12 protein-coding genes are annotated in these 12,151 nt (G+C 67.7%); 9 read left to right on the top strand and 3 right to left on the bottom strand.

The annotated features are described in order from the left end of the window. Nucleotides 1–11 precede the first annotated feature (11 nt). The 9 genes from IPM49_07525 (at nt 12) to IPM49_07485 (ending at nt 8,744) form a co-directional block, all read left to right on the top strand. Entirely contained in the window at nt 12–788 is a 777-nt protein-coding gene (locus tag IPM49_07525; protein ID MBK9274375.1) for an SDR family oxidoreductase, read from the top strand. Between the two features lie 142 nt (nt 789–930). Beyond that, nucleotides 931–1,479 carry a DUF2911 domain-containing protein gene (locus IPM49_07520; protein MBK9274374.1) on the top strand — a complete coding sequence of 183 codons (549 nt, stop codon included), beginning with the start codon at nt 931–933 and terminating at the stop codon, nt 1,477–1,479. 33 nt (nt 1,480–1,512) lie between these two features. Further along, nucleotides 1,513–2,568, top strand: a complete 1,056-nt coding sequence (gene lpxD, locus IPM49_07515; GenBank protein ID MBK9274373.1) for a UDP-3-O-(3-hydroxymyristoyl)glucosamine N-acyltransferase — start codon at nt 1,513–1,515, stop codon at nt 2,566–2,568. Between the two features lie 74 nt (nt 2,569–2,642). Continuing rightward, the gene (locus IPM49_07510; protein MBK9274372.1) at nt 2,643–4,100 is read left to right on the top strand and encodes a bifunctional UDP-3-O-[3-hydroxymyristoyl] N-acetylglucosamine deacetylase/3-hydroxyacyl-ACP dehydratase; all 1,458 of its coding nucleotides are present in this window, start codon (nt 2,643–2,645) and stop codon (nt 4,098–4,100) included. After that, nucleotides 4,097–4,879 (top strand): acyl-ACP--UDP-N-acetylglucosamine O-acyltransferase, encoded by a 783-nt coding sequence (gene lpxA / locus IPM49_07505; protein ID MBK9274371.1) that lies wholly within the window; start codon nt 4,097–4,099, stop codon nt 4,877–4,879. Before IPM49_07510 ends, lpxA begins: the two co-directional genes overlap by 4 nt. A 117-nt stretch (nt 4,880–4,996) precedes the next feature. Beyond that, nucleotides 4,997–5,632: an ABC transporter ATP-binding protein gene (locus IPM49_07500; GenBank protein ID MBK9274370.1), complete on the top strand. Its 636-nt coding sequence runs from the start codon at nt 4,997–4,999 to the stop codon at nt 5,630–5,632. A 286-nt stretch (nt 5,633–5,918) separates the two neighbouring features. Further along, the gene (gene efp / locus IPM49_07495; protein ID MBK9274369.1) at nt 5,919–6,482 is read left to right on the top strand and encodes an elongation factor P; all 564 of its coding nucleotides are present in this window, start codon (nt 5,919–5,921) and stop codon (nt 6,480–6,482) included. A gap of 112 nt (nt 6,483–6,594) precedes the next feature. Then, nucleotides 6,595–7,518, top strand: a complete 924-nt coding sequence (locus IPM49_07490) for a UDP-3-O-(3-hydroxymyristoyl)glucosamine N-acyltransferase (GenBank protein MBK9274368.1) — start codon at nt 6,595–6,597, stop codon at nt 7,516–7,518. 2 nt (nt 7,519–7,520) lie between these two features. Beyond that, nucleotides 7,521–8,744 (top strand): SpoIIE family protein phosphatase, encoded by a 1,224-nt coding sequence (locus tag IPM49_07485; protein ID MBK9274367.1) that lies wholly within the window; start codon nt 7,521–7,523, stop codon nt 8,742–8,744. Here the strand turns inward: IPM49_07485 and IPM49_07480 are convergent. From IPM49_07480 to IPM49_07470, 3 genes are read right to left on the bottom strand one after another with little or no spacing between them, the layout of a single operon-like run. Beyond that, nucleotides 8,725–10,182, bottom strand: coding sequence for an O-antigen ligase family protein (locus tag IPM49_07480; protein MBK9274366.1), 1,458 nt, complete (start codon nt 10,180–10,182; stop codon nt 8,725–8,727). The genes IPM49_07485 and IPM49_07480 overlap by 20 nt on opposite strands. Next, a complete protein-coding gene (locus IPM49_07475; protein MBK9274365.1) occupies nt 10,179–11,117 on the bottom strand; it encodes a hypothetical protein in 939 nt (312 codons plus the stop codon). Before IPM49_07475 ends, IPM49_07480 begins: the two co-directional genes overlap by 4 nt. Next, nucleotides 11,107–12,129: a hypothetical protein gene (locus tag IPM49_07470; protein ID MBK9274364.1), complete on the bottom strand. Its 1,023-nt coding sequence runs from the start codon at nt 12,127–12,129 to the stop codon at nt 11,107–11,109. The genes IPM49_07475 and IPM49_07470 overlap by 11 nt, the downstream gene beginning before the upstream one ends. Nucleotides 12,130–12,151 lie beyond the last annotated feature (22 nt).

The following is a 12,151-nucleotide window of genomic DNA, read 5'->3' as shown; positions in this document are numbered from 1 at the left end:
TCATCCGCCCCATGCCCAAGACCCTCCTCATCACCGGCGCCACCAGCGGTTTCGGTGAGGCCACCGCACGGCGCTTCGCCGCCGAGGGCCACCGCGTGATCATCACCGGCCGCCGCAAGGAGCGCCTGGAGGCCCTGCGCAAGGAGCTCGAAGGCCTGTATGGCGACCTGGGCGACCACGACCGGGTGCACGCCCTCCACTTCGACGTGCGCGACCACGACGCCACGGTGCGCGCCATCGCTGCCCTTCCCGCCGCCTGGAGCAGCATCGATGTGCTGGTGAACAACGCCGGGCTGGCCGCCGGCCTCGACCCCATCCAGGAGGGCAACCTGCAGGACTGGGAGCGCATGCTGGACACCAACGTGAAGGGCCTGCTGCACGTGACGCGCGCCGTGCTGCCCGGCATGATCGCCCGCAAGGCCGGCCACATCATCAACATCGGCAGCACCGCCGGCAAGGAGGTGTATCCCAAGGGCAACGTGTACTGCGCCAGCAAACACGCGGTGGACGCCCTCACCAAGGCGATGCGCCAGGACCTGCTGCCCCACGGCATCAAGGTGACGCAGATCGCGCCGGGCCTGGCCGAGACGGAGTTCAGCGTGGTGCGCTTCCACGGCGATGCCGAGCGCGCGAAACAGGTGTACCAGGGCCTGCGACCGCTGCGCCCCGAGGACATCGCCGAACTGGTGCACTACGTCACCACCCTGCCGCCGCACGTGTGCATCAACGACCTGGTGGTGACGCCCACGGCGCAGGCCAACAGCATGGTGGTGCACCGCGGGGGCTGATCGCATGTGCCCATGCGACCCTGTGCTCATGTGCCCATGCGACCATGTGCCCATGCGACCATCCCGCTGGGGCGGGACAAGTCGTGCCCATGTGCACCTGCGCATTTCGTTCGCCTACCTTCGCCGCACACCCCCCTCCCAGATGAAGAAGTGGTTGACGTGGTTCCTGCTCGGCGTGGCCGTGCTGCTGGTGCTGGCCTTCGCCGGCTTCCAGTTCATGAAGTTCAACACCAAGAAGGCCAGCCCCGAGGACCGCATCGTGTTCACGCAGGGCGACCTGACGCTGGAGGTCTTCTACAACCGGCCCTCGAAGAAGGGACGCACCATCTTCGGCGGTCTGGTGCCCTATGACGAGGTGTGGCGCACGGGCGCCAACGAGGCCACGACCTTCACGATCAACAAGCCGATCACCATCGATGGCAAGGTGCTGAAGGCCGGGGCGTACACGCTGTGGACCGTGCCCGGGCGTGAGTCCTGGACGGTGATCTGGAACGACCGCATGTATCCCTGGGGGGTGGACTTCGACCAGAAGGCGCAGCGCCGACCTGAACACGATGCCTTGCAGGTGCAGGTGCCTGTGGAACGGCTGGCCGAACCGGTGGAGCAGTTCACCATCGCGGTGCAGGAGGCGCCGCTGGCCCTGACCCTGAGCTGGGACGACGTGCGGGTGACGGTGCCCATGGCCCACTGAGGAAGACCAGGGCGCGGCCTACTTTTGCGGGCCATGCAGTTCTCCGCCGGTCAGATCGCCGAGTTCCTCCAGGGGGAGGTGGATGGCGACGCGCAGGTGCTGGTGAGCGACATCAGCAAGATCGAGGAAGGCCGCCTGGGCACGCTGAGCTTCCTGGCCAACCCGAAGTACACCGAGCATGTGTACACCACGGCGGCCAGCGTGGTGCTGGTGGAGAAGGGCTTCCACCCCACGCGGCCCATCCCCAAGCATGTGACGCTGATCCGCGTGGCCGACCCCCGCGCCTGCTTCTCGCGCCTGCTGCAGATGCACGACGCGCACCAGTACGAGAAGAAGGGCTACGAGCAGCCCAGCTACATCAGCCCGAAGGCCACCATCGGCAAGGACGTCTACATCGGCACCTTCACCCACATCGGCGATGGGGTGGTGATCGGCGACGGGGTGAAGATCCTGCCCAACTGCACCATCGGCGACAACGTGAGCATCGGTGCGGGCACGCGCATCCACGCCAACGTGGCGGTGTACGGGCGCAGCGTGATCGGCCGGAACTGCATCATCCACAGCGGCACGGTGATCGGCTCGGACGGCTTCGGCTTCACGGTGAACGCGGCGGGTGAGCAGGAGAAGATCCCGCAGATCGGCAACGTGGTGATCGAGGACGACGTGGAGATCGGCGCCAACTGCACGATCGACCGGGCGACGCTGGGCAGCACCCTCATCCGCCGGGGCGCCAAGCTGGACAACCTGATCCAGGTGGGGCACAACGCGGAGATCGGCGCGCACACGGTGGTGGTGTCGCAGACGGGCATCGCAGGCAGCAGCCGGGTGGGCGCCTACGCCATGATCGGCGGGCAGGTGGGCATCGCCGGTCACCTCACGGTGGGCGACCGGGTGAAGGTGGCGGCGCAGAGCGGCATCGGGGAGAACATCCCGGACGGGGTGACGGTGCAGGGCAGTCCGGCCTTCGCCATCGGCCCCTACAAGCGCAGCTACGTGGTGTTCCGCAACCTGCCCGAGCTGCAGCGGCGCGTGGCCGAGCTGGAGAAGGCGCTGGCGGAGCTGCGCCGGGCGGCCGGCGGGGACGCCTGACCCGCCGCTTCGCGGACGCGCCGTAGCTTCGGCCGGCGATCCCGGGGACCGCGACGGCCCGGGCGCGCGAACGCATGAGCGACAAACAACGCACCCTCAAGCAGCCCGTCTCCATCACCGGCGTGGGCCTGCACACCGGCGAACCGGTGACGCTCACCCTGGATCCGGCCCCCGACGGACACGGCTACAAGTTCCAGCGCATGGACCTGGACGGCGCCCCCGTGATCGAGGCCGACGCCGACCTGGTGGTGAGCACCGACCGCGGCACCACCCTGGGCAAGAACGGCGCCCGGGTGAACACCACCGAGCATGTGCTGGCCGCGCTTTACGCCCTGGGCGTGGACAACTGCCTGCTGAAGCTCACCGGACCCGAGGTGCCCATCATGGACGGCAGCGCGCTGCCCTTCGTGCTCGCCATCGAGCAGGCCGGCATCGTGGAACAGAAGGCCGACAAGGACTGGTACGTGCTGAAGGAGCCCATCTGGTTCGAGACCCAGGAGCGCGGCACCGAGATGCTCGGCGTGCCCACCCCCGGCGGCGAGTTCCGCCTGACGGTGATGGTGGACTACAACAGCCCGGTGCTCGGCACCCAGCACGCCAGCATGTACCACACCGGCGAGTTCAAGACGGAGATCGCCCCGTGCCGCACCTTCGTGTTCCTCCGCGAGCTGGAGCAGCTGGCCAAGGCGGGCCTCATCAAGGGCGGCGACCTGGACAACGCCATCGTGATGGAGGACCGCGAGGGCACCACCAAGGAGCAGCTGAAGGAGCTGGCCAGGTTGCTGGGCAAGGAGTACCGCGACGTGGAGATCCGCCGCAACGGCGTGCTGAACACCACGGACCTGAAGTTCTTCAACGAGCCGGCCCGCCACAAGCTGATGGACATCGTGGGCGACCTGGCGCTGGTGGGGCGTCCCATCAAGGGCCACATCCTGGCCGCGCGCCCCGGCCACTTCGGCAACACCAGCTTCGCCAAGCGCATCAAGGAGGCCATGCGACAGGAGCGGAAGGCCGCCGGGTTCCAGTACGACCTGTCGCGCGAGCCGCTCTACGACATCAACGCGATCGCGCGGATGCTGCCGCACCGCTACCCCTTCCTGCTGATCGACAAGATCATGGAGATCACGGAAGACACCATCATCGGGGTGAAGAACGTGACCATGAACGAGCCCTTCTTCCAGGGCCACTTCCCGGGCAACCCGGTGATGCCCGGGGTGATCCAGATCGAGGCCATGGCCCAGGTGGGCGGCGTCTTCGCCCTCAGCCAGGTGCCCGACCCCGAGCACTACACCACCTACTTCCTGAAGATCGACGGCGTGCGCTTCAAGCGCAAGGTGATCCCCGGCGACACCGTGGTGTTCCGCCTGCAGCTGATCACGCCCATCCGCCGCGGCATCGTGCACATGAAGGGCGTGGCCTACGTGAACGGACAGCCCGCGATGGAGGCCGAGATGATGGCGCAGATCGCCCGCGACAAGGCCCCCGCCAAGCAGGACACACCGACGCCGCGGACCACGGCGGTGAACGCATGAGCATCTCCCCCCTCGCCTCCGTGCACCCCGACGCGAAGCTCGGCCGCGACGTCGTGGTGGAGCCCTTCGCCACCATCTACGCCGATGTGCGGATCGGCGAGGGCACCTGGATCGGGCCCAACGCGGTGCTGATGGACGGCGCCCGCATCGGCAGCCGCTGCCGCATCTTCCCCGGCGCGGTGATCGGCGCCATCCCGCAGGACCTCAAGTTCGCCGGTGAATACAGCACCGCCGAGGTCGGCGACGGCACCACCATCCGCGAGTGCGTCACCATCAACCGCGGCACGGCCGACCGACAGCGCACCGCCGTGGGCAGCAACTGCCTGCTGATGGCCTATGTGCACCTGGCGCACGACTGCGTCCTGGGCAACAACATCGTCATCGCCAACAGCGTCAACCTCGCCGGCCATGTCACCATCGACGACTGGGCCATCCTGGAGGGCAACGTGGCCGTGCAGCAGTTCATCCACATCGGGGCCCACAGCTTCATCGCCGGCGCCAGCCTGGTGCGCAAGAACGTGCCGCCCTTCGTGAAGGCCGCACGCGAGCCGCTGAGCTACGTGGGCGTCAACGTCGTGGGCCTGCGCCGCCGCGGCTACGACGACGAGCAGGTGGCCCGCATCGAGGACATCTACCGCGAGATCTTCGTGCGCAACAACAACGTGGAACGCGCCGTGCAGAACGTGGAGCAGACCCTGCCCCGCAGTCCCGAGCGCGGCCAGATCCTCGACTTCATCCGCAACAGCCCCAAGGGCATCATGCGCGGGCTGGCCGAATGACCATGTGCCATGTGCGCATGCGTCCTCCCGCCTGTCACACGCACCATGTGCGCATGGTCCGTCCAGGCCATGTGCACATGACCACATGGTCACATGAGCACATGGTCACATGAGCACATGGAAGTAGCCCTCCGCTCCGTCACCCGGTCCTTCGGCCGCGAAGTGGTGTTCCGCGGGGTGGACCATGTGTTCGCGCCGGGCAGCCGCACAGCGCTGTTGGGCCCCAACGGAAGCGGCAAGAGCACCCTGTTGCAGGTGATCGGTGGCGCGCTATCGGCCACCTCGGGCACGGTGACCCACCAGCTGAACGGGCGTGCGATCGACCCGGGGTCCGTGTACCGCCATGTCGCCTTCGCCACGCCCTACCTGGGCCTGTACGAGGACCTGAGCCTGCGTGACACCCTGGCCTTCCACCGGCGGTTCAAGCCCTTCCGACCCGGCCTCACGGATTCGAACGTGGCCCGCGCCGCCCTTCTGGACCAGGAGCTGGACAAGCCGGTGCGGCAGTTCAGCAGCGGCATGAAGCAGCGCCTCAAGCTGGTGCTGGCCGTGATGAGCGATGTGCCCCTGCTGCTGCTGGACGAGCACACCAGCAACCTCGATGCACGCGGCACGGCCTGGTCCGTCGACCTGTTGAGGGAGCACCTCGACGGACGCACCCTGGTAGTGGCCAGCAACCGGGTGGAGGCCGAGACCGCCCTGTGCACCGCCCAGCTGGACGTGCTGGCGTGGAAGCCTGCCGCCCGCGGTTGAACCGCGGACCGGAAGCGAACGGCTCCGCTCCAGCGACCCCGCAGGGGACATCCATGTGCCGGTCGGTCCATGATCCCCGGAGGATCACAGCCATTCGATCCCGTACCCGGAGCGGTTCCGACCCCGGAGGAGTCGCAGGCACCACTTGTCCCGCGTTGCGGGAGGGGCCGATCACCGATACCCGGGGACAGGGTCCGTTCACCTCGACCCGCGGACCTGCGCCTTCGTCCCGATCCCCTATTTTCGCGCCCGCCTTCCGGAAGCGAAGGCCGCATCCCACCCCGCCATGGCCACCACTGCTGACGTCAACATCGGTTCCTACATCCGCTTCAACGGCGACATCTGCCAGATCATGGAGTGGCAGCATCGCACGCCGGGCAACCTGCGCGCCTTCTACCAGGGCAAGATGCGCAACCTGCGCAACGGCAAGCTGGCCGAGAACCGCTGGCGGAGCGGCGAAACGATCGAGGTGCTGCGTGTGGAGGTGCACGAGCTGCAATACCTCTACCGCGAGGGTGACAACCTGGTCTGCATGGACCAGAAGACCTACGACCAGAAGTACATCCCCGTGGGCCTCTTCGGCGATGCGCTGGGCTTCATGAAGGAGGAGATGGTGGTGCAGATCGGCTTCGAGAGCGAGCAGCCCATCTTCGCCCGCCCGCCCAAGACCGTGGAACTGAAGGTGGTGTACACCGAGCCCGCCGTGAAGGGCGACACCGCCAACAAGGTGATGAAGCCCGCCAAGCTGGAGACCGGTGTGGAGATCAACGTGCCCATCTTCGTGGAGGAGGGCACCGTGGTGCGGATCGACACGGAGACCGGCGAGTACATGGACCGCGTCAAGAAGTAAGGGGCGACGTTCACATCGCCCGGCACAGGCCGACCCGGACCCCGCCCCTGCGCCCGCAGCCGGCGGGGTCCGCGTTTCCGGCCCTGAAGGCCCTGCGGTTACCTTCGTGCCGATGGACCTGTCCGAGCCCCGCACCGCCGCCGAACTGGCCGCCCTGCTAGGCGTGCGCGTGGCGGGCGATGCCTCCCGCGCCGTCACCGGCATCAACGAGATCAACCGCGTGCGCCCCGGTGACCTGGTGTACGTGGACCACCCCAAGTGGTACGCGAAGGCGCTGGAGAGCGCCGCCACCACCATCCTCATCGACAAGGAGGTGGAGGCTCCGCCGGGCAAGGCCCTGCTCATCAGCACCGACCCCTGCGGCGACTACAACCGGCTTGTGCTCCACTTCAGCCCCCGCAAGGCCTGGAGCGAGGCGCGCCCCGTGGTGGGTGCCGGCACGGAGGTCCACCCCAGTGCGGTGCTGGGCCCCGATGTGCGCATCGGTGCGGACTGCCGCATCATGCCCGGCGTGGTGATCTACGGTCCGGCACAGCTGGGCGACCGCGTGACGGTGCACGCCAACGCCGTGATCGGCGCCGACCCCTTCTACTACAAGAAGCGCCCCACCGGCTACGACAAGATGGTGCCGTGCGGCAGCGTGGTGATCGAGGATGATGTGGAGATCGGTGCACTGTGCACCATCGACCGGGGTGTGAGCGCCGACACGCGGATCGGCGCGGGCACCAAGATGGACAACCACGTGCAGGTGGGACACGACACGCTGATCGGCCGGCGCTGCCTCATCGCCGCGCATGTGGCCATCGCCGGCGCGGTGGTGATCGAGGACGAAGTGACGCTGTGGGGCCAGGTGGGCATCCCCAGCAAGCTGCGCGTGGGCAAGGGCGCCGTGCTGCTGGGGCAGAGCGGCATCATGAGCGATGTGGAGGGCGGCCGCAGCTACCTGGGCTCGCCAGCCACCGAGGCCCGCCAGAAGCTGCGCGAGATCGCCCTGAGCCAGCGCCTGCCCGACATCGCCCGCAAGCTGGGGCTGTGAGCATGACCCGCCTCGACCGCCTCACCGAGCGCCTCGGCCTGAAGGAGTTCCAGCTCAAGGCCCTGCTGGAGGTCACCAAGGCCATCAACGGCAACATGGACCGTGCAGGCCTGCTGCGCCTGTACAGCGGCATCGTCCACCAGGAGCTGGGCATCACCCGCCTGCTGCTCTACGAGCGCAGCGACCGCTGGCAGCTGGCCCTGAGCCATGGCGCGGGCCACGCCACACCGGCGATCGACCTGGACGCGCTGGCCACCGCGGGCGAGGGCATCCACCTCACCACCGCCCAGGAGGAGGACCGCTTCGCGGGCTTCGATGTGGTGGTGCCCGTGTTCCACGAGCAGCGGCCGCTGGCCTACCTCTTCATCGGCGACCTGGACGAGGACGAGCAGCGCATGAGCCCCTCGGTGAAGCACCTCAACTTCATCCAGACCCTCACCAACCTGATCGTGGTGGCCCTGGAGAACAAGCGCCTCGCCGCCCAGGCCCTCCAGCAGGAACGCGACAAGCGCGAGCTGGAGCTCGCCGCCGAGATGCAGGGCATGCTCGTGCCGCAAGAGCTGCCGCGCACCGACCGCTTCGAGGCCGCCGCCTGGTACCTGCCCCACCGCCAGGTGGGCGGCGACCACTACGATGTGGTGCACCGCGGCGACCGCATGGTGCTCGTGGTGGCCGATGTGAGCGGCAAGGGCATGGCCGCCGCGCTGCTGATGAGCAACTTCCAGGCGACGCTGCGCGCCCTGGTCGAGTACTCGGACGACCCGCTCGACGAGCTGGTGCGCGACCTCAACGACAAGGTGTACGGCAACGCCCGCGGCGAGCGCTTCATCACCTGTTTCCTGGCCGACCTCGACCTGCCCACCGGCGCCATGCGCTACGTGAACGCCGGGCACAACCCGGTGTTGCTGCGCACCGCCGAGGGCTTCACGGAGCTCTCCACCGGCAGCATCGCGCTGGGCATGATGCCGAAGCTGCCCTTCCTGCAGGTGGGCACCACCACCCTGCCGCCGGGCAGCCTGCTGCTGGCCTACACCGATGGCCTCGTGGAGCAGGAGGATGTGCACGGGCAGGCCTTCGAACTGGACCAGGTGCGCCGCGCGGTGGACGAGGTGCGCCACGCCGGGCCCGGCGCCGTGATCGAGGCCGTGGTGGCCCGCTTCGAGGCGCACCGCGGCGGGCAGCCCTACCTGGACGACATCGCGCTGCTCAGCTGCGCGCTGCGCTGAGCGCTTCGGGACGCCGCTTCGGATACCGCAGGTCGAACAGCACCACCATGGCGGTGAACATCCAGAAGGGCACGGCGGCCTTGTCGGTGTCCAGGAAGTTGTTCAGGGCTCCGTGCAGGTAGTAGGTCACCAGGCCCAGGAAGGCCACCACCATCAGCGTACGGTCCGGACCGGCGGGCATGCGCGGATACAGCCGCATCACGGTGAACACGGTGACGGCCACCAGCAGCACCATGAGCAGCATGCCGGGCACGCCCTGTTCGGCGAGCGGGCCGAGGTACTCGCTGTGCGCGTTGCCGCCCGTGCCGAAGTTGGTGCTGATGATGGTGCGGTCCTCGCTGGCCTGGAAGGGCGCGTACTGGAACATGTAGGTGCCGGGCCCCCAGCCGAACACGGGCCGTTCCTCCCACATGCGCAGGGCGGAGTTCCACCGGTTGAGGCGCTCCAGGTTGCTGGCATCGCTGCTGATGTTGCTGATGCTCTGCACGTGCTCCCCGAGGTCGTCACTGCTCTCCTCGCGGTTGCGCTCCAGCGCCACGGTGATGCGGTCGGCGTTCACCGCATAGAGCGCGCCGCCGGAAACGAGCACCAGCAGCAGGGCCCAGGGAGGGATCCGCAGCCGCAGCACCATCCACATGCCCAGGGCGCCCACCAGGCTCACCCAGGCCGCGCGCGTGTAGCTGAACACCAGGCCGGTGGCGAAGAGCACCAGCATCACCACCGCGTAACCCCGCAGGGTCCGCGGGGTGTTCCGCATGAACGGCGCGGCGGCCAGGAAGGGCAGGAAGAAGGCGATGATGGCCCCGTAGCTCGTGTGGTCCTTGAAGAAGGGCGTCATCACCCAGTGCGCGGGGTCCTGCTCGAAATGATGCTGCGCATGGTTGATCACCGTGTAGACGATCACACCGGCCATGGCGGTGATGAACAGCCACAGCATGCGCTTCATGTTGCGGCCGTCCTCGAACAGCCGGGTGGCCATGAAGTAGCAGGTGGTGACGAACCACAGGCGGGCCAGGAGGAACTTGATGCTCACCACCGGCATCTCGCTGGGCACGATGCAGGCCAGCATCCAGACCAGTTGGGCGATGATGATGCCGGTGATGGGATGGCGCAGCACGCCCGGCGCGATCACCCCTTTCTCCAGCCCGACCTTGAGGAGAAAGAGCACGGTGAGCCCCACCATCAGCGGTTCGGTGGGCAGGCTGATGCCGATGCCGCCGAGGTCGAGCTGCTCGAGGTTGATGGAGAGCGGTGTGGCGAACACGATGAATAGGAGCAGCTTGTCCGCCCCGGCCACCATGGCCCACACGGCGATCAAGGCCGCGGGCAGCAAGGCCAGCCAGGGCATGTCGTTGGCCGTCAGCAGCAGGTTGAGCAGCACGAAGACGGTGCACACCACCGTGATCCACTGCCGCTTCAGCACCTGCACCATGGTCATGGACAGTGGCGGAGCGCCAGCAGCACGTAGGCCAGGAAGAGCGCGCTGGCGGTGGTGATGAGGACGATGAGCCACCGCACGGGGAAGACCTTCTTGTCGGCCACCTCGGGGTAGCCCACCACGTTGGTGTAGGTGAGCACCTTGTTGACGTCGGTGCGGGCCTTCTCCACCTCGTTCAGTCGGGCCACGTAGGTATCGCGGAAGATGCTGCTGAGCTCGGTGAGCTGGCGGAACTCGCCGCCCTTTTCCCCCAGCGCCTTCAGCAGTGCACGGGCCTCCTCACGCGCGGCAGCGGAGGCGCCGCCGCTCTGCATGCGCAGGTAGCCCCGCGTCACCTCCTCGGTCTGCGCGGCATAGTCCAGCAGGCCTGTCTCACGGCGCAGCTCGGCCAGCCGGGTCTCCACGCTGTCCAACTTGCGCTTCGCGATGGCCATCTCGCGCTCGGAGATGGCCAGCAGTTCGTAGGACTTCTCGCGCTGCAGCCGGCGGGCCAGCAGGTCGGTCTGCCGCAGGATCTCCTGCACCATGTCCCGCGCCAGCTGCGGGTCCTCGTCCGTCACCTCGATCTGCACGCTCTCGAAACGGGTCTTGCCGATCTCCACCCGGTCGTGGTACTCGGCATCCAGGTAGAACCGGCCCGGCGGCTGGGCGATGTCGATGTCGTAGTGGCGGGCGAGGTCGAACCGCTGGATGAGGCTGTCGCGGATGCTGTTGCTCTCCAGCAGCTGCAGCAGCTGGTCGGACCGGGTCTCCACGCTGTAGCTGGTGAGGTTCACCGGGTACACGGTGGCGCTGGAGCGGTAGCGCGGTGCGATGAAGGTGGGTCCGCTGAACACGGCGCTGAGGACCGCCGCCAGGACGCCGGTGATCGCCAGGGTGCGCCAGCCGCGCCGCAGGATGGTCAGCGCGTGGGAAAGGTCGAGTTCAGCGGCCATGGCGGGTCTTGATCTTGCGGACGTTCTCCTGCACCACGATCAGCAGCAGGGCCAGCAGGAAGGCGCTGATGGTGCTGACGGCGACCACGAGCCAGCGCACGGGGTAGCTCTTTTTGTCCGCGGGTTGGGCCTGGTTCACCACGAACTTGTGGGGCAGGTCGCTCTCGTGGTCGGCCTGGGCCTGCTCCAGCTTCATGCGCATCACGCTGAGGCGCTTCACCTCGTTGAACTGGCGGTCCTGCAGGGTGACGTACGCCCCACCGTACTGCGCCAGCACCTTGAAGCGCTCCTCGAACTCGCGCACCGCCCGCTGGTCGCCCTTCACGATGGCGGCGCCGAGGTATTCGTTGTAGCGCTCGGTCTGGGTGTGGTAGTCGTGCACGCCGAGCTGCCGCAGCACGCGCATGCTGTCCTCGATGGCGGCGATCTCGCGCTCGAGCTTCCCGACCTTCTCAGCCACCAGTTGGAGGCCCTTTTCGGCGCGCTCGCGCACCATGTCCTTCCACACGCTGTCCACCTGGGCGGCGATGTAGTTGGCGATGAGGGCGGCGGTGTCGGGTTGCGGGTGCAGCACCTCCACACGGACGCTGCCGAACTTGGTGTACTCGAAGGTGATGTGGTCCCTGAAGGCCTCGCGCAGGTCGGTGTTGCGCGTGCGGCTGTCCGGCTTGATCCGGTAGGCCCGCATCAGGTCGAAGGTGGTGGAGGTGCGCTCGCGGATCAGGTCGCTGTTGAGCACCTGCAGCAGCTGCTCGGCGTCCTCGGCATCGCCCAAGGCAAGGATGTCGTCGCGGCCGGTGCTCTGCTCCGTCAGCAGGGCCTTGCTCACCGAGTTGGTGATGGCCGGGAAGAGGATCACCTCGCTCTTGTACAGAGGCCGGATGATGAAGGCGGCGGCCACCCCGGCCACCAACCCCAGCAGGGTGATGCCGAGGATGAGGCGGCGGCGTTCCCAGAGGAAGAGCACCAGGTCGAAACTGTCGTCCGGCCTGGCGCTGCGGGCGTCGGTCATGGAAGGGGCGGTGAAAAGGAGG

Source organism: Flavobacteriales bacterium (assembly GCA_016715895.1).
Lineage (GTDB): Bacteria > Bacteroidota > Bacteroidia > Flavobacteriales_F > PHOS-HE28 > PHOS-HE28.
This window is presented reverse-complemented; position numbering and strand designations above follow the sequence as displayed.